General features: G+C 34.5%; 12 protein-coding genes and 1 tRNA gene. 7 read left to right on the forward strand and 6 right to left on the reverse strand.

Annotation, left to right across the window (positions count from 1 at the left end; genetic code table 11):
- Positions 1-115 precede the first annotated feature (115 nt).
- From QO200_RS17855 to QO200_RS17870, 4 genes are all read right to left on the reverse strand, one after another.
- Positions 116-191, reverse strand: a tRNA-His gene (locus QO200_RS17855).
- Between the two features lie 75 nt (positions 192-266).
- Positions 267-983, reverse strand: a complete 717-nt coding sequence (gene bshB1, locus QO200_RS17860) for a bacillithiol biosynthesis deacetylase BshB1 (protein WP_371542954.1) — start codon at positions 981-983, stop codon at positions 267-269.
- Positions 984-1,058: 75 nt separating this feature from the next.
- Complete coding sequence (locus tag QO200_RS17865) at positions 1,059-2,120, reverse strand: isochorismate synthase (protein ID WP_371542957.1); 1,062 nt, start codon at positions 2,118-2,120, stop codon at positions 1,059-1,061.
- Positions 2,121-2,166: 46 nt separating this feature from the next.
- Positions 2,167-2,604 (reverse strand): PaaI family thioesterase, encoded by a 438-nt coding sequence (locus tag QO200_RS17870; protein ID WP_371542959.1) that lies wholly within the window; start codon positions 2,602-2,604, stop codon positions 2,167-2,169.
- A 314-nt stretch (positions 2,605-2,918) separates the two neighbouring features.
- On the opposite strand from QO200_RS17870, the gene QO200_RS17875 reads away from it, so the two are divergent.
- From QO200_RS17875 to QO200_RS17890, 4 genes are all read left to right on the forward strand, one after another.
- On the forward strand, positions 2,919-4,433 hold the full coding sequence (locus tag QO200_RS17875) for a hypothetical protein (RefSeq protein ID WP_371542962.1): 1,515 nt from the start codon (positions 2,919-2,921) through the stop codon (positions 4,431-4,433).
- A 294-nt stretch (positions 4,434-4,727) separates the two neighbouring features.
- Entirely contained in the window at positions 4,728-8,402 is a 3,675-nt protein-coding gene (purL, locus tag QO200_RS17880; RefSeq protein ID WP_371542965.1) for a phosphoribosylformylglycinamidine synthase, read from the forward strand.
- Positions 8,403-8,756: 354 nt separating this feature from the next.
- The gene (locus tag QO200_RS17885) at positions 8,757-9,017 is read left to right on the forward strand and encodes a hypothetical protein (RefSeq protein ID WP_371542968.1); all 261 of its coding nucleotides are present in this window, start codon (positions 8,757-8,759) and stop codon (positions 9,015-9,017) included.
- 524 nt (positions 9,018-9,541) lie between these two features.
- On the forward strand, positions 9,542-12,718 hold the full coding sequence (locus QO200_RS17890; protein WP_371542971.1) for a PAS domain S-box protein: 3,177 nt from the start codon (positions 9,542-9,544) through the stop codon (positions 12,716-12,718).
- A 292-nt stretch (positions 12,719-13,010) separates the two neighbouring features.
- On the opposite strand, the gene QO200_RS17895 is transcribed toward QO200_RS17890, so the two are convergent.
- The gene (locus QO200_RS17895) at positions 13,011-13,961 is read right to left on the reverse strand and encodes an NAD(P)H-dependent flavin oxidoreductase (RefSeq protein WP_371542974.1); all 951 of its coding nucleotides are present in this window, start codon (positions 13,959-13,961) and stop codon (positions 13,011-13,013) included.
- 305 nt (positions 13,962-14,266) lie between these two features.
- Entirely contained in the window at positions 14,267-14,485 is a 219-nt protein-coding gene (locus tag QO200_RS17900) for a hypothetical protein (RefSeq protein WP_371542977.1), read from the reverse strand.
- Between the two features lie 482 nt (positions 14,486-14,967).
- Between QO200_RS17900 and QO200_RS17905 the strand changes: the two genes are divergently transcribed.
- The 3 genes from QO200_RS17905 to QO200_RS17915 all read left to right on the forward strand — a co-directional run bounded on the left by QO200_RS17905 (position 14,968) and on the right by QO200_RS17915 (position 19,937).
- Positions 14,968-16,743 carry a long-chain fatty acid--CoA ligase gene (locus QO200_RS17905; protein ID WP_371542978.1) on the forward strand — a complete coding sequence of 592 codons (1,776 nt, stop codon included), beginning with the start codon at positions 14,968-14,970 and terminating at the stop codon, positions 16,741-16,743.
- Positions 16,744-17,063: 320 nt separating this feature from the next.
- A complete protein-coding gene (locus QO200_RS17910) occupies positions 17,064-18,860 on the forward strand; it encodes a long-chain fatty acid--CoA ligase (RefSeq protein ID WP_371542981.1) in 1,797 nt (598 codons plus the stop codon).
- A gap of 24 nt (positions 18,861-18,884) precedes the next feature.
- Positions 18,885-19,937, forward strand: a complete 1,053-nt coding sequence (locus tag QO200_RS17915) for a proline iminopeptidase-family hydrolase (protein WP_371542983.1) — start codon at positions 18,885-18,887, stop codon at positions 19,935-19,937.
- Positions 19,938-20,105 lie beyond the last annotated feature (168 nt).

The following is a 20,105-nucleotide window of genomic DNA, read 5'->3' on the forward strand; positions in this document are numbered from 1 at the left end:
GGAGTAAGAAAAGTAGACTTCTTCCTCTTTAGATTAACTAAATTATTTGCCTAGTCCCCAACTTTTGTTCCTGATCCAAAAAAAGCCTCGAATTTCTTCGAGGCTTTTGCCTTTTGGGTGGAAGACGGGGCTCGAACCCGCGACCCTCGGTACCACAAACCGATGCTCTAACCAACTGAGCTACAACCACCATAATGCTTAGCGGTGGCAAAGATACAACATAAGTTCACTTTTGCAAATAATTTTTTCAAAAAATTACATGAAATTTACATCAAATCCCCTAAACTATTGACTGCCAAATATCTTTCAACCGTAAAACCTTCTGCATAATCTACGCCTGCAAGTCTACCTAGGTCTTTCGAGCGGTAATTTAGGCTTTCAAAGAAGTTTTTAGAGCTAATTGGCGACTCCGGTTCTTTAGAATCCTTATCATAAAACTGAGAACCATAAGCCAATATCGACTCAATTTTTCTATCCGTAAATCCTGTAATATCCACGACAAAGTCTGGTTCAATGTTTTTCCATTGAATATAGTGGTAAACGACCTTAGGTCTCCATGCCACTTGCTGCTCTCCGTCTAGTTCCGTCTCTATCTTCCTCAGTCCAGATAAAAAACAAGAGTCAGAAACTAACTTACTCCCTTTTCCGTGATCAATATGACGATCATCAATAGCATTACACAATACAATCTCGGGTCTGTACTTCCTAATCATTTTTATTACCTCCAATTGGTGCTTCTCATCGTTAACAAAAAAACCGTCGCGCATCCCCAGATTTTCCCTAACAGAAACCCCTAGAATTTTTGCGGCAGCATTTGCTTCCTCATCCCTAATTGCAGCTGAACCTCTAGTCCCAAGTTCGCCATGGGTCAAATCAATAATCCCAACTGTTTTCCCTAAGGATATTTCTTTTAAAATGGTTCCAGAACATCCTAATTCCACATCATCTGGATGAGCTCCAAAAGCTAATATGTCTAATTTCATTTTTATGTTTTTTATATCTTTTTTTACTTCTTTTCTCTTTATTCTTTATTCTTTCCTCTTTATTCTTTCCTCTTCTTACAACACTCTTTTCATCGTCATTGATTTATTGACGCTCTCCTTCCACTCTTTTTCTGGATTGCTATCTTTTGTAATTCCACAACCCATGAACAAGTTTGCTTGATTGTCCTTGATTTTCATACATCGTAAATTCACATACAAATCAGATTTCAGAGTGGCTTTATTAAATCCTTCTTTGTTTAATTCTCCCAAAAAGCCACTATAATATTCCCTATCATAGCCTTCATTTTGCAAAATGAAATCCTTTGCTTGCTGTTTAGGTAATCCACAGACAGCGGGAGTAGGATGCAGAACAGAAATTACTTGTTTCAAATTTGAATTATCGTTTAATACTCCTTCAATATCTGTTTTAATATGAAGTAGCGCACCTGCTTTTAAGGCATAAGGACTTGAGATCGAAACTTCAGAAGTCAGGCCTTTTAGATTATTTAAAATAAAGTCAGTGACGAACTGCTGTTCTTCTATTTCCTTTTGCTCCCAGATTGCTTCTGCCGAACCCGTAATCTTTTGCGTTCCTGCTAATGCCATAGTAGAAAACTTCTTATCATCAGCTTTAAGCAATCGTTCTGGTGTCGCTCCGATCCACAAACCTATTTTTGGGTGAAACCAACAATAACAAAAAGCATTTGGATAGGTTTGAATCAATTTTTCAAACACAGAAACCAAATCAAAATTTACCAAGTCAATGGTTTCTTTCCTTGATACCACAACCTTTTTGAAAATCCCCTCCTCTATCGCGTCAATTCCTTTTTGAACCAGAGATTCAAAATGTTCTTGACTTTGTTTATTTTCAGATTCCATAAAATCAGAAGCAGGAGTTTCTTCGCCAGAAGGTATCATTTCACTCCATTTAATCGACTGATCAAATGGAATCAGTATCATTTGGCTACCTTCAAAAGGAGCAAAAACAAAACCGGCTTCGTCAAAATTTTCTGCAAAATACAAATGATCATTTTTCTGAAAATACCCAACTACTTTAATATTATCAGGCTTTTTGTAAAGTACAAAAGGTAATTTTTGCGATTCTTGTTGTTTTACTTTGATAAAAAAATCAATCATATTTACTTTATTGTAAACCGAAGTTTAATTAATAAAAAAGCCCCCCTTATTCTTCTTTTGTCTTTCGTTTAGGCAAAACCATATTGGTCAATTTGCAAAGTGAAATGAGAGCATCATTTTCATCAGTAATGCGTATTTCCCAGAGATGGATGCTTCGCCCTTTATGAATAATCCTTGCCGTCGCAGTTACTAACCCATTGCGTTTTGCCTTTAAATGATTTGCCGAAATCTCAATTCCACGTACTTCGCTGAGCTCAGGATTGATAAATAAAAAGGAAGCCGCACTACCTACACTTTCCGCCAAGGCTACTGAGGCGCCACCGTGCAACAATCCCATAGGCTGATGAACCGTTGGATTTACAGGCATTGTTGCTGTTAAAAATCCTTCGCCAGCATCAATATACGTAATATTTAAGGTTGCCATTAACGTATTTTTGGAAATACGATTACAGTATTCTAGTATTTTTTCTTTATCGAATGTCATGAATTTTATTTTATAGAATGTAAATTTATACAAAAGAGGAGAAACAAAATAGTAAAAACAATCTTTAGCATAGAATTAGCATCTGTTCACAACATAAATCAAGTTACTAGTATTGAATTTAAAAATAGTGATTTTTAATCTAACCCAGTAAGAACAATTTAGTTTTACTAAGGTATTCGTTGGTATTTTTCTTCTTCCATTGTTATAGAAAGTCTTTATTGTTTTCCATAAAGAAAGAGACACAACAAATTCTAATCTAAAAATCGTGAACAATCAAATTAGTTTTTTCTTATTTTTACACCAAATCAAACGAAATGCGTCCTCTCTCACTATTGCTTTTTATCGGGTTATTATTATCCATTTATTCTTGTCGCTCTGATTTTGAAACGGTTGCAAGTACGGGAGATTTAGCTTTTTCAAAAGACACGATCTACTTGGATACCGTTTTTACAAATATAGGTTCCACTACGTACAGACTAAAAGTCTACAATAAAAGTAAAAAGGACATTACTATCCCAACGATACATCTGGCTAAAGGATTAAATTCTAAATATCGCATGACCGTGGACGGAATGCAGGGAAGCGAAGGAAAATCGTTTACCAATGTTGACCTTCTTGCAAAAGATAGTCTTTATATATTTATAGAAACAACTGCACCCATTACCGATGCAAACCCAACCGATTTTCTATATACTGACCAAATTGAATTTGATGCAGGAACAAATTTACAAAAAGTAGAATTGGTTACGCTGATCCAAGATGCCGTTTTCTTATATCCAAAACGTTTTGCAGATGGCACTACTGAAACGCTTCCGCTAGGTGACGGAAAAATTTATGGTTTCTATTTAGATGAAAATGACCCCATAAATGGAAACGAGCTCGTATTTACAAGTCAAAAACCGTATGTAATTTATGGTTATGCCGCTGTTCCCACAGGAAAAAAAGCCGTTTTTAATGCAGGCTCTCGTGTTCATTTCCATGCTAACTCCGGACTTATCGTAAGTAATAATGCCTCAATAAACATCAATGGATCCAAATCGAATTCCCCTCTGTTAGAAAATGAAGTTGTTTTTGAAGGCGACCGACTAGAACCAGATTATTCTGATGTTCCCGGCCAATGGGGAACGATCTGGCTTACAGATGGCAGTACTAATAATACCATAGACCATTTAACTATTAAAAATGCCACCATTGGTTTACTGATTCAAAACAACGACGGAACTACAGTCTCTATTAAAAACACCCAAATTTATGATTCCTCTAATTATGGAATCTTAGCCCAAACGGCAAAAATCACTGGCGAAAATATTGTAATTAACTCTGCAGGTCTTGCAAGCTTAGCTTGCTCCTATGGCGGAAACTACAATTTCACTCATTCTACGTTTAACAATAACTGGAACAGTTCATCACAAGTGGCTGTTTCAATAGACAATTTCATTGCAGGTGCAACACCCGAAGTAAAAGACCTGACACAAGCTACTTTTAACAATTGCATTATTTATGGTTCCTATTCGAATGAATTAAGTTTGACAAAAAAAACAACCGCCGCATTTAACTATCAATTCAACAATTGCTTGATAAAATATGATGCTACATCTACAAATCCAGATTATCAATTCACGACAGATGCCTCCCATTATTCAGCAATTATACTAAATCAAAGTCCGAAATTTTTCAATTTAAACTTGAATAAATTAAATATTGACGAAACTTCTGGCGCTTTCGCAAAAGGGAATTCAGCCTATCTAATTCCCCTAGATATTTTAGGAAACACAAGAACGACACCTCCAGACTTAGGAGCGTATCAGAATATGGAATTTCCTAAATAAACTGGAACAGCTTAATTCTCTTTCTATAGAACTACAGTCGAAGCGGTTAAAAGTAAAATCGATTTAAAAGCTAGTATTCATTATCCATAAGTACGGTTCATTTGGTCCTTGTCTTATTTTCATAGGCTTTCATAGGCTAATATTACAATCTTAAGCTAATCTATAAAGCGCAATTTGGCCTTTCTTTCAGAGCTAATCCTCAATTTTTACAGCAGTTAAAGAACACATTTTTTTTATTTTATCTTTGCTCAAAATTGACTAAATTTGCACCGCAATACAACAAACTAAACAACAATGATCCATTTCTTTGAAAACCAAAGCAAAGCAATTTTTGCAGTACAAACGCAAGGCGAAATTTCGGCTCAAGACATTTCAAAATTAAACTGGCTTTTTGCCGACTCAAATAAAATCGAAAAATCCGTACTGACGGATTTTTTTGTTGGTCCCCGTGCCGCTATGGTAACTCCTTGGAGTACTAATGCTGTTGAAATTACCCAAAATATGGCAATTTCAGGAATCATCAGAATTGAGGAGTTTCATTATACTACAGCTGATGCTGAAGATTTTGACCCAATGCTTTCGCAAAAATACTCCGAGTTAAATCAAACTATTTTTACCATCGATATCGCACCAGAAGCAATTTTGGATATTGATGATATTGCGGCATACAACAAGCAAGAAGGATTGTCTTTAAGCCCAGAAGAAGTAGAGTACCTAGATAATTTAGCCGTTAAATTAGGTAGAAAACTAACTGATTCTGAAATATTTGGTTTCTCACAAGCTAATTCAGAGCACTGTCGTCACAAGATTTTCAATGGAAAATTTGTTATCGATGGCGTAGAAAAAGAATCTTCTTTATTCAAAATGATTAAGAAAACATCATTAGAAAATCCTAACGACATCGTTTCAGCATACAAAGACAATGTGGCTTTTGTAAAAGGGCCTCGTGTAGAACAATTTGCTCCAAAAAGCGCAGACAAACCTGATTTCTATCAAGTAACAGAATTTGATTCAGTTATTTCCTTAAAAGCAGAAACACATAATTTCCCAACTACAGTGGAGCCTTTCAACGGTGCTGCAACTGGTTCAGGTGGAGAAATTAGAGACCGTCTAGCGGGTGGACAAGGTTCATTGCCTATGGCAGGAACGGCAGTTTACATGACTTCTTATTCTCGTCTAGAAGCCCAGTTCGACTCCGCTCAGGGTAACAGACCATGGGAAAATGGAATGGCCGAAAGAAAATGGTTGTACCAAACACCAATGGATATCTTAATAAAAGCCTCTAACGGTGCTTCTGATTTTGGAAACAAATTCGGACAACCGCTTATTACAGGTTCTGTCCTTACTTTCGAACACGAAGAAGATGCCCGTAAATTAGGTTTCGACAAAGTGATTATGCAAGCGGGTGGAATTGGTTACGGAAAATTAGAGCAAGCCATTAAAAAAACACCGCAAACAGGAGACAAAATCGTTATCCTAGGTGGAGAAAATTATAGAATCGGAATGGGTGGAGCTGCAGTTTCTTCTGCAGATACAGGCGCTTTTAGTTCTGGTATCGAGTTAAATGCAATCCAACGTTCGAATCCAGAAATGCAAAAAAGAGTTGCCAATGCCATTCGTGGATTGGTAGAAAGCAATGAAAATCCAATCGTATCTATTCACGATCACGGAGCTGGAGGACACTTAAACTGTCTTTCAGAATTAGTGGAAGACACAGGAGGTTTAATTGATTTAGACAAATTGCCTGTGGGTGACCCTACCCTTTCGGCGAAAGAGATTATCGGTAACGAATCTCAAGAAAGAATGGGATTAGTTATTGGTCAGAAAGACATTGACACCTTACAAAAAATTGCTGATAGAGAGCGCGCTCCTATGTACCAAGTAGGTGACGTAACTGGAGACCATCGTTTTACTTTCGAATCAAAAACTACAGGTGCTAAACCAATGGATTTTGCTTTGGAAGACTTTTTTGGAAGTTCGCCAAAAGTAGTTATGACCGATACAACGATCGACAGAAAATATGCTGATTTAGACTATAACGTAAAAAACATATCAACCTATCTGGAACAGGTGCTTCAACTGGAAGCTGTGGCTTGTAAAGACTGGTTGACAAATAAAGTGGACCGTTGTGTAGGTGGAAAAGTAGCCAAACAACAAACTGCAGGACCATTGCAATTGCCATTGAATAATTGTGGTGTAATGGCTTTAGATTACAACGGGAAAGAAGGAATTGCAACTTCTATAGGGCATTCGCCTGTAGCGGCCTTACTTGACCCTGTTGCAGGAAGTAGAACTGCTATTGCTGAGGCTTTATCAAATATCGTTTGGGCACCAATAAAAGATGGTTTGAACGGAATTTCACTTTCGGCTAACTGGATGTGGGCTTGTAAAAACGAAGGAGAAGATGCTCGTTTGTACGCTGCCGTAGAAAGTTGTTCGAATTTTGCAATCGAATTAGGGATCAATATTCCAACAGGAAAAGATTCACTTTCGATGAAACAAAAATATCCAAATGAAGAAGTAATTGCGCCAGGAACGGTTATTATTTCAGCAGGTGGAAATTGTACTGACATTAGAAAAGTGGTAGAACCCGTTTTAAAAAGAGATGGTGGTTCTATCTATTATATCAATTTATCGCAAGATGAATACAAACTAGGTGGTTCTTCGCTTGCACAAACGTTGAACACGATTGGGAAAGAGGCACCAACGATTAAAGATGCAGCTTTCTTCAAAAGAGCCTTCAATACGATGCAGGAATTAATCCTAGAAGACAATATTCTTGCTGGACACGACATAGGAAGTGGTGGCTTGATCACTACCCTACTGGAAATGTGTTTTGCTGATAATAATTTAGGAGCTAAAATAAACTTCTCTGTTTTTGAAGAGAAAGATATCATCAAATATCTGTTTGCTGAGAACATCGGAATCGTTTTCCAAGCAAAAGACGATGCTGCATTAGAAAGCAAACTAAACGCAAACAATGTCGCTTTCTACAAAATGGGAACGGTAACTACCGAAGCTACTTTAGACTTTGGTCCTTGCAAATTAGACATCGCTAAATACAGAGACATTTGGTTTAAAACATCGTTTTTATTAGACCAAAAACAATCTAAAAATGGAATGGCGCAAGCGCGTTTTGACAATTACAAAAACCAAGCGTTAAACTATACTTTCCCAACCCATTTCACAGGAAAAAAACCTGTCATCTCGAGCGGAGTCGCGAGACCAAAAGCGGCAATTATCCGTGAAAAAGGAAGTAACTCAGAACGCGAAATGGCAAACGCCATGTACCTAGCCGGTTTTGATGTAAAAGATGTTCACATGACTGATTTGATTTCAGGTCGTGAGACATTAGAAGACATTCAGTTCATAGGAGCTGTGGGAGGTTTCTCTAACTCAGACGTATTGGGTTCTGCCAAAGGTTGGGCGGGCGCTTTTAAATACAATGAAAAAGCAAATACTGCCTTGAAAAACTTCTTCAAACGTGAAGATACTTTATCAGTAGGAATTTGTAACGGTTGTCAGTTGTTTATGGAACTCGAAGTAATCAATCCAGAGCACGAAGTTCACGGAAAAATGTTACACAACGAAAGCCACAAACACGAAAGTATCTTTACTTCAGTAACGGTACAGGATAACAAATCAGTGATGCTGTCTACATTAGCAGGAAGCACATTAGGAGTTTGGGTTTCACATGGAGAAGGAAAATTCAACTTACCAATGGGCGAAGAAAATTATAATATCGTTGCTAAATACGGTTATGAAGGATATCCAGCAAACCCAAATGGTTCTGATTTTAACACAGCCATGCTTTGCGATACAACGGGTCGTCACCTAGTAATGATGCCACACATTGAGCGTTCTACTTTCCAGTGGAACTGGGCACATTATCCAAAGGATAGAAACGATGAAGTTTCGCCTTGGCACGAAGCCTTTGTAAATGCTAAAAAATGGATTGACAAAAAATAAATTGTAGTGATTTTTTTATATATAAAGCGTTCTCGAAAGAGAGCGCTTTTTTTGTGGAGTCTATTTAAATTATTTTGGGCGTGACCGCAAGGGTCAGGCTATTCGCTACAATCTCCCGAAAAAAAAATCGGGAGGATTTTCGCTGCTATCCTTCACGCACTTCAAACAAGCTATGCACTGTTCAGATTATTTACCCAATAAAATAATTTGTAAAGTTAATTAGTATATTTTAGTAGTTGGTAAAACGACCATTTTCAAAATAGGAGATCAATAAAATACAAAACGCAATAGATTAAAAGGTTTGTAGAAATTTAAGAGTAACACAAGCAGCAACTTAAAAATAAAATTAGATTAATGAAACCTGAAAACTTAACAGAATTAAATGACCAAAAACTTTTGGAGAAAATGAAAAAAGTAAAAAACAATAAAATAATTGACGCTACAATTATTGGAGTTACTATTGGAATTGTATGTTACAGTGCAGTAAAAAATGGTTTTGGTTTTTTTACTTTCTTTCCTTTAATTATTACCTATGTAATTATTAGAAATTCAACAAACAATAAGCTTTTAGAAAACGAAATACAAAAAGAATTAAAAGCGCGAAATTTAGAATAAAAAATTACCTCAAAGTTTTTACAACTTCAAAGTAAGACGAATCATTATTATATTAAGAAACTTCAGCTTACCGCATTTTGGCATCATACTTTAGTTTTATTCCTAAAAAAATAATTGCCTCATTAATTTAATCAAACATCTATTATTTTATTCAAAATATAGTTTTAATTTAATATTTTTGAATAATTTATTATTACATCTATTCCATGAGACAATTGTAAATCATTTGCTAAAAGGAAAGATTAAAAAAAAATATAAATTTGATTTAATCCCGAATATGCAGTACAAAATGATTTTCATAGCTGATTTAAATCACTTTCTGTTGAATATAAAATTAGCTCTTTATAATTTTAAAGATGCTATTTTGTTGGTTTATAAAAAACACTTTAAGAACCAAACAAAAATCAATCTATCCCATATTAAAAGAAAAATTAAGACAATAAATTCTAAGATTAAAAGCTTCTTTTTTTATACTAATCTTATTCAATTTCATTTTTGCAAATTATACTTAATTCCCCAATCAAATGCCATTTAACAATAAAAGCTACAACTTTCTTTCCAATGGTGGAGAGATGGGTAAATTAATGAGGGAAAAAGACTGGACTAACACCGTATTGGGAGTACCAGATCAGTGGCCTAAAAGCCTACAGGTAATGGTTGCAGTTATGCTCGAGAATCCTTTTCCCATGTTAATTGCTTGGGGAAAAGAATACATACAAATCTACAATGACAATTATATACCAATATTAGGGTCAAGTAAGCATCCACATGCCTTAGGGAATGAAACAAAAGAAACCTTCAATGAGGTATGGACGATTGCTGAACCAATGTTTGATAAGGTTTTAAAAGGGAGGGCTGTAAGGCACCCAGATATGTTATTTCAATTATACAGAAATGGCGTTTTAGAGGATTGTTATTTTGATTTTTCGTATAGCCCTATTAGAATTGATGATGGTGAGGTAGGCGGTGTTCTGGTTACCGTAGTTGAAACTACTGTTAAAACAAAGTATCAAAAAGACTTAAAAGAGAGTAATGATCAGTTACAATTTGCAATTGAGGCAACTGAATTAGGAACTTTTGACTTGAATCCTACTACTAATAAATTTACAGCAAATACACGTCTAAAAGAGTTATTTGGTTTTTCTAGCGAGTCTGAAGTTGATATTTCTTCAGCAATTAATGCAATTATTGAAAAAGACCGAAAAAGAGTAGTAGATGCAATTGAAAGGGCATTGCAATATGACTCAGGAGGAAAATTTGACATTGAATATACATTACAAAATTACGTAACAAGAGAAGAAAGAGTAGTTAGAGTAAAAGGAAGAGTTTGGTTTAATGAAGACAAGGCCGCTATTCGATTCAACGGCACTGTTCAAGATATCACAGAAAAATCACTTGCCGAAAAAGAAAAACAAAAATTAATTGCTATTATTGAAGCAAGTGAAGAATATATTGGTTTAACCGGAATAGACTCAACGGTACAATTTATCAATCCTGCAGGTCTAAAAATGCTAGGATGGGAATCTTATGAAGGAAGAACTATGATGGATTGCATATATCCACAAGATAGAATATATGCTGAAAAAAAAATTCCACAGCTATTACGTAGTGAAACAGAATATAATGAAGTTCAATTTTGGAACGAAAAAACAGGTATCCCTTTTTGGATTCATTGGAACGGAATCAGAATAAAAGATACCGTAACAGATCAAGTAATAGGACTTGCTACAGTCAGTCCTAATATCACTGAACGTAAAAAATATGAAGAAAAAATAAAAACTAGTGAAGCTAACCTAAGACAGCTAATTGTTCAGGCACCTGTGGCGATGGCTATTTTTAGAGGACCTGACCTCATTGTCGAAATTGCTAATGAGAAAGCGCTGGAGTTATGGGGACGAACTGAAATTGAAATTCTAAACAAACCCCTCTTAAAAGCGATGCCAGAGTTATCTACTCAAGGTATTGCCGATGTACTTTATGATGTCTATCAAAATGACTGTCCGTTTTCAGCCACCGAACTCCCTCTTAAATTATTAAGAGAATCAGAATTAGAAACTGTTTACATCAATATTTCTTACGAACCGCTTTATGACAGTAACGGAAAAGTAAATGGAATTATGGCTGTAGGTTTTGACGTCAGCGAACAAGTGATTGCAAGACAGATAGTTGAAGCTAATGAAGAAAAATTAAATATTGTCATAAATGCCAGTGAATTAGGAATATGGGAGTACAACTTAAAGACAAATGTTTCAAACTGTTCTGATCGCTGTATAGAAATTCTTGGTTACAAAGAGAAAAGGGATTTAGCTCATGATCAATTGCTTAAAAATTTTCATCCAGAGGATTTACAAATTAGAAAAGAAGCTTTTGAAAGGTCATACATAACCGGGTTTTTATACTATGTAGCTCGAATCATTTGGGAAGATAATACGATTCATTGGGCCGAATTAAAAGGTAAAGTTTTTTTCGATTCTGACAATGAACCTTTTGAAATTCTTGGAACAATCCGCGATATTTCTGAAGAACGTTTCATTCAACAACAATTATTGGAAAGAGAACAAAAATTCAGATTGCTAGCTGATTCTATGCCGCAGTTTGTTTGGACATCAGACCCTTCCGGAAATCTGAACTATTTTAACCAGTCCGTTTTTGATTTTACTGGCAGTACATTAGAGGAGATTTTAGAAGAAGGATGGATTAAGATTGTACATCTTGATGACAGAGAAAAAAATATTGAAGAATGGATCAATTCAATTACAAGTGGTAAGGATTTTTTAGTAGAACATCGTTTTAGAAAATTTAATGGAGAATATCGCTGGCAATTAAGCCGGGCGACCCCTCAAAGAGATGAAAATGGAAAGATTCAAATGTGGGTAGGAACCAGTACTGATATTCAAGACCAAAAAATGTTTGCCAATGAATTAGAGAAACAAGTTTCTGAAAGAACAGCTGAGCTAAAACAAAAGAATATTGATTTGGAAAAAATGAATAAAGAGCTACAATCTTTCGCCTACATTTCAAGTCATGATTTACAAGAACCACTCCGAAAAATTCAAATCTTTGCTTCAAGAATTATCGACAAAGAAAAAAACAATCTTTCTGATTTTGCAATTGATTATTTTTACAAAATTCAAACATCTGCTAATAGGATGCAAACATTAATTCAAGATTTACTTGCTTATTCACGTACTAGTAATCACGAAAAGAAATTCGAATTAGCATCATTAAATAATATTATAGCTGAGACCACTAGTGATTTGTTTGAAGAATTAGAACAGAGTAAAGGGATTATCGAAATAGGAAATACATGTGAATTAAAAATCATTCCTTTTCAGATTAGACAGTTACTTCAAAACCTAATCAGTAATTCATTGAAATTTGCTAAACTTGATGTTGCACCATACATCACTATTTCCTGTGTGATTGATCAAGGAAGTCAATTTGATACTATTGCATTGGATGAAGATAAGAACTATTGCCACATCTGCTATACAGACAATGGTATTGGTTTTGATCAGGAATACAGTGACAAAATATTTGAATTGTTTCAGAGATTGGGTGGTAAAGAAAAATACATTGGAACTGGGATCGGATTAGCCATTGTGAAAAAAATTGTTGAGAATCATAATGGGTATATAAAAGCAGAAAGCACTATAAATATTGGTACAAGATTCCATATCTACCTCCCTGAAATACAATAAGTTTTTATTCTATTCTAAAATTCGCTGATAAATAGCTTATCTAATGTAATAGTAAACAATGATAATTAAATGATTTAAAAGGAATATTTGCGATGTTGAAGCCTTACGTTCTTATAAATAATTTAATAACCTAAGAGTAATCAACAGTGGCAGGATAGCTTTGAGGTATAGAAATCAGTATAAAAAATTAAAAAAAACGGGAAGTCGATGCCTCTTTACCACACTAACGCTTGATTGACCAATGCTTTTTTTAGCGAAGGGAAATTTTACAAGTTCTCCCTTCTCTCTAAAATTAAACCGTTAAGGTATCAACAATTGCCGAAACTGGGCGTATTGCAGTTGTCTGTTCGATAGTTGGTCCAGCAACCCAAACCGTTTTATAGGTAAATTCAGTAGCAGCTTTAGTAACAGCATTTGATCCCATCATGTATCGGATCATTTTTACCCACTTTTTCAAGCTTTTATTTTTATTTAAAGTGCGTTCTAACCAAGTTTGTTTCGTTCCCACTTTTTGAATATAAGGTGTGTTAATAACCGTACAAGGTGTCCCTGATATTTTTTCAGTCAAAACAATATCCTTGGCACCATAATCAACACAAGCTTGTTTGTATTCCTCAGAAACATCGGACTCTAATGAGGCGATAAAAGGACTCCCCACAGATACACCTATGGCACCATAGCTTAACATTTTATCCAAATCTATTTTAGTACTCACACCACCTGCAGAAATAACAGGCAATTCCGTATTTTCATTTAATTCTTTAATCAATTGCTCTGGAGATTGTGATCCTCTATGACCACCGGCCAAATTGTTAACAGCAATTATGGCATCAGCACCTAAGCTTTCTACCTTTTTGGCAAAAGACAAATCGGTAACATCACAAAAAACTTTAATACCCACTTTATGAGCAGCATTAATCGTTTCTTCTGGCGACCCTAAAGAAGTAATTATAAAATCTACTTTTTCAGCACACAAAACTTCTAATTGGTCTTTGTATTTGATATTCGATTTATTCACGATCAAATTATAACCAAAACTACCTCCTGGTACTTTAGCTGCCCTAAGTTCCAATATGGAATCGCGCAGTTCCTCTAGTGTGCGGTAATTTAAGGCAGGAATACAACCTGCAACACCAGATTTCATTCCTTCAATTACCATTTTAGTATTTGAAACTAGAAACATAGGCGCCATTATTAATGGTCTATCAATTTTCAAAAGAGAAGTCAAAGTAGGTTTTGTCATAACTTAAAGTTTTAATTCAAACAAATATAACCAAATATACTATGCGTGCCTACCATTTACAACCTAAACTAGGTTAAATAAATAATGATTAGCAATCTAAAATGCGATGTCTTTTTATCAAAAGCAATAAAAGTGGATACCTTTTGGCGCATAAAAAAAGCAGAAAGTTTTTTTAATACTTTCTGCTTTATCTATCTGTACACTCTTATTAGCTACACAATACAACTACTCTTTACTACTCTATTCTGAAAAGTATTAAACTCTTTTATATGGTAATCAAACTATCTTATTTGAATCTTAAATTCCTATTCTACCAATGTATCTTCCACTAAAAAATCATCTAGGTCAATTTCGACATTAGCCATGAAAATTTCAGGTTCCCTAATAGTTAACCAATAGTCGGCAACGATGCTTAAAACGACATCCTTTAAACCACTCAAAGAACTTTCAACTTGGTACTCCTCGTCTTTAATTACTTCGATAAGCAATTCATTTACTTTTCTAATTTTTTCTAAATTCGTCATTCTATATATTATTAAATTGCTAACTACATTTTAATTACACTTTTAAAACTGTCTGAATATAGATTGCTAAATAGCTTTAAATAAAAGCCACATCTATTTTCAATATTTGGACGCTAAATTATATGAAATAAATTCTAACAGCAATACCCACTTTTAGTGATTTTTTATACAAAACCAAATACTGAATTTGAAAAACATAAACGGTCTATAAAAACTCCACTTTTAGAAAAGTATACCTTCGTAAAAAGAGCACTACATTGTCATCTTATTAAGATGCTCCACAGGACTAATTCAAACAATCTGTAATCCAGAGAAAATAGAAAGTAAGTAAATAAAACCATCCTAAATATATTTCATTGCAATTGATGAGACAAAGAAACTATGGCCGCCTTAATATTGCTGATACCTGTGTGTAATTTATTAAAAAAATAATAATTATCCTTATTTTTTAACTATTTTGCATCACTATTAAATATTATGCGATGACAGCCGTAACTAGAATTTTTGATTTTCCGTATTATCAGCTAGAACAATATTCTTCAATCGCAGATGCTTTAGCAACAAAGAAAAATGGTGTTTGGATAAAAACTTCAACTGAAGAATTTATTTCCAAAGCCAATGCTATTTCTAGGGCACTCTTGATGATGGGCATTAAAAAAGACGATAAGATTGCCCTAATTTCCACTAATAACAGAACCGAATGGAGTATCATGGATATTGGTATTTTACAAACCGGAGCGCAAAACGTACCCATCTACCCCACAATCTCCGCAGATGATTATGCCTACATACTGAATCATTCTGGCGCAACTTATTGTTTTATATCTGATGTGGAAATATTTGAAAAAATAAATTCAATACGAGATAAAGTTCCAGCATTAAAAGAAGTGTACTCATTCGATGAAATTCCAGGTTGTAAAAACTGGTCAGAATTGCTTCTTATTGGCGAAGACCAAAGCAATCAAAATGAACTAGAAGAACGAAAAGAAAAAGTACTACCTTACGATTTAGCTACCATTATATATACCTCTGGAACCACTGGAACACCAAAAGGGGTTATGCTTTCGCATAACAATCTAGTTTCTAATGTCCTTGCCATTGTTAACTTAGTTCCGTTTCCAGCCGGAAAAGCTAAAGCGTTAAGCTTCTTGCCTGTCTGTCATATTTTTGAACGCACCGCTTTATATTTATATCAATATCATGGTGTTTCCATTTATTTTGGGGAATCTATAGAGAAAATCAGCGATAATATAAAAGATGTAAAACCAACTATAATCACTGCTGTACCAAGGCTACTTGAAAAGGTATACGATAAAATCTACGCAAAAGGAACGGAACTAACCGGAATAAAAAAGAAGCTTTTCTTTTGGGCTATAGATTTAGGATTACGATTTGAGCCATATGGAGCCAATGGTTTATGGTATGAAATGCAACTTAAAATTGCTCGAAAATTAATTTTTAGCAAATGGAAAGAAGGATTAGGTGGGAACCTCGAATTGATTGTAAGCGGTAGCGCTGCCTTGCAGCCTAGATTAGCTCGTGTATTTACGGCAGCAGACATTCCTATTTTGGAAGGTTATGGATTAACCGAAACCTCCCCAGCAATTTCATTTAATGACTTAAATAATAAAGGATTAAGAATAGGAACCGTAGGAAAAGTAATTGAGCATGTACAAGTAAAAATTGCCGAAGACGGGGAAATCCTTTGTAAGGGTCCTAACGTAATGTTAGGCTACTATAAAGATGAAAAATTAACAAATGAAGTGATTAAGGAAGGCTACTTCCATACTGGAGACATTGGGAATATTGACGAAGACGGCTTCTTAAAAATCACGGATCGAAAGAAAGAAATGTTCAAAACTTCAGGAGGCAAATACATAGCGCCACAATTACTAGAAAACAAAATGAAACAATCCCGTTTTATTGAACAAATTCTGGTCATAGGAGAAGGACAAAAAATGCCGGCAGCACTTATTCAACCTAATTTTGAATTCCTCAAAGAATGGGCAAACATCCATAAAATTGATATTGGAAAAACAAATAGTGATCATATTGTTCATCAAAAAGTATTGGAACGCATACAAAAGGATATTAACAATTTAAATGAAAAATTTGGAAATTGGGAAAAAATCAAACGATTTGAATTGACTGCAGATTTGTGGTCAATTGACGGTGGACAATTGACTCCTACACTAAAACTAAAACGTAAAAACATTAAAGAACTATATAAAGAGCAGTACCAGAAAATATATAGCTAATTTAGAAACCATTACTTTACAAAAAATCACACCTATCAGATGTTAAGTTTGTATTTATATTATTGCACTATTTGGCTTTGTTGTACTATAAATCATAGTAAAAGTAAAAACACTTCTAATTGTTCTAAAATATTATTTTTTAAAGCAAAACTACTCTTAACTCTTTTTTTTTACTTATAATCAAGCTTTTAAACTTCAAAGTAAGAAATCGTTTTCGTAAAAGAAAACACATATCGAATATTTTTTTTCATTTTAATTTTTAAAATTCAAAATTATTGTCATTTTTTAATTAATTTGCAATAAAATTCAACCTTCGAATAATGACTCAAGTAACTAGACTCTTTGATTTTCCTTATTATCAACAAGACAAATATACTTCAATTCCAGATGCTTTAAATACGAAGCAGGACGGTGTATGGATAAAAACATCTACACAAGAATATATAGCTCAAGCCAATGCAGTCTCAAGGGCACTTTTGCGAATGGGAATTAAAAAAAACGATAAGATCGCCGTTATTTCTTCTAGCAACAGAACAGAATGGAATATTATGGATATTGGTATTCTTCAAGTGGGAGCCCAAAACGTACCCATCTACCCAACAATAACCGAAGAAGATTATGAATACATATTGAACCACTCAGGAGCAATATATTGTTTTGTATCTGACGTAGAAATACTTCAAAAAGTAAACTTAATAAAAGATAAAGTTCCTCACCTGAAAGAAATATATTCTTTTAACCCTATTGAAGGTTGTAAAAACTGGAAAGAACTACTCGTTCTTGGTGAAGACCAGAGCAATCAAGACGAGGTTGATGCCTGTAAAAGTTCCGTTAAACCGGATGATTTAGCAACTATAATTTATACATCTGGAACTACAGGACGACCAAAAGGAGTTATGCTTTCGCACAATAACATTGTGTCAGATGTACTTAATAGCGCACTTAGAATACCATTTGAAGCGGGAAAAAGTACTGCGCTAAGCTTCCTTCCTGTTTGTCATATTTTTGAAAGAATGATCTTGTATTTACACCAATATTATGGTGTTTCGATTTATTTTGGGGAATCTATAGACAAAATAAGTGATAACATAAAAGAAGTAAAACCTACAGTAATTACAGTTGTTCCAAGACTTATCGAAAAAGTATACGATAAAATCTATGCTAAAGGAGCAGAATTAACTGGGATAAAAAAGAAATTGTTCTTTTGGGCAATTGATCTAGGATTGATATATGAACCTTATGGTGCTAATGGACTATGGTATGAAATGCAGCTTAAAATTGCCCGAAAATTAATTTTCAGCAAATGGAAAGAAGGATTAGGTGGTAATCTGGATTTAATGGTTTCAGGAAGCGCCGCACTACAGCCAAGATTAGCGCGCATTTTTGCTGCGGCAGAAATTCCAGTGATGGAAGGATATGGTTTAACAGAGACATCTCCTGTTATATCTGTAAATGATATGAGAAACAGAGGTTTCAGAGTAGGAACTGTTGGAAAAGTAATTGATAATGTAGATGTTAAAATTGCCGAAGACGGCGAAATCCTTTGCAAAGGTCCGAACGTAATGGTTGGTTACTTTAAAGATGAGAAATTAACTAACGAAGTTATCGTAGACGGTTATTTCCATACTGGTGACATAGGTGAATTTGACAAAGATGGTTTCTTAAAAATCACGGACCGTAAGAAAGAAATGTTCAAAACTTCGGGAGGGAAATATATAGCACCACAACTTATTGAAAACACCATGAAACAATCTCGTTTCATAGCGGAAATTATGGTCATTGGTGACGGACAAAAAATGCCGGCAGCTTTCATTCAGCCTGACTTTGAATTCGTTAAAGAATGGGCTATTATTCATAAAATAGAGCTAGGAGCAAGTAATGAAGAGATAATATCAAACAAAAAAGTAATCGATAGAATTCAGGAAGAAATAGACTTCTTAAATAAAAAATTTGGTAATTGGGAGAAAATCAAACGATTCGAACTAACACCAGATGTTTGGTCTATTGAAGGCGGTCAGCTGACACCTACACTAAAACTAAAAAGAAAATTAGTGATGGAAAAATACATTGATTTATTCGATAAAATCTATGGTCCGCCAACTTATCTTGCTGTGTAAGCATAACTAAAAAATACCGTAACCATGAAATTAAAAATTCTATTTTATTCTATATTAAGTATTATATTATTTTCTAATTGCGGGCAAAAGAAAGAAGAAGATCCAATTAAAGCCAATTATTTAGATTATTCTAAAAGGCAAGATCAATATACGGGAGGCATCAAAATGATTCCAATAACTACCCCAAAAGGCACCTTTAAAGTCTGGACAAAAACCGTGGGGAATAACCCTAGAATTAAAGTATTATTACTTCACGGTGGACCAGGATTAACGCACGAATTATATGAATGTTTCGACGGTTATTTCCCAAATGAAAGCATCGAATATATTTATTATGATCAATTGGGATCGTACTATAGTGAGCAACCTAACGATAACAGTTTATGGACTAACGAACGTTTCGTTGAGGAAGTGGAACAAGTTCGAATCGCATTAGGAGCAGACAGTTCTAACTTTTATATTCTAGGTCAATCCTGGGGCGGAATACTTGCTATGGAATATGCCTTAAAGTACCAAAAAAATCTAAAAGGTCTAATCATATCTAATATGATGGCCAGTATTCCTGAATATAATACCTATGCCCAACAAGTCCTTGCTCCGCAAATGGATCCTAAAATCCTAAAAGAATTGCAGGAAATGGAGAAAAATGATGACTATGATAATCCAAAATACAGCGAACTTCTTTTCAAATATTATTACACAGAACACATTCTAAGAAAATCATTAGAAGAATGGCCTGAATCTATTAACCGCTGTTTCAAACACATTAACCCAAATGTATATGTATTTATGCAAGGACACAGTGAATTTGGTATCACTGGGAATGCATCACTAAAAAATTGGGATGTAAAAGACAAACTAAAAACAATTACAGTCCCTACATTGACAATCGGTTCTAAATATGACACTATGGACCCAGAGCATATGAAATGGATTGCCAACGAAGTGCAAAACGGACGGTTTCTATTTTGTCCTAATGGCAGTCACCTTTCACAGTATGATGATCAAAAAACATATTTTAACGGCCTTATAAAATTTCTAAAAGACGTGGATAACGGTACTTTTAAAAAAGTATAAAATAAAATTTTAGTCACTGCTGTACACCCTACTCTCTTAGGAATGTTTTGCAGGATTTACTCCCTCCTATTTGTCTAATTAAAAAAGCTTTAGATATTGCGTATTTACTGTTTTTTATAATTTTTAATGATTTATTGTAAATTTTTCAATACTTTTAATACATTAATA

Source organism: Flavobacterium sp. Arc3 (assembly GCF_041431375.1).
Classification (GTDB): Bacteria; Bacteroidota; Bacteroidia; order Flavobacteriales; family Flavobacteriaceae; genus Flavobacterium.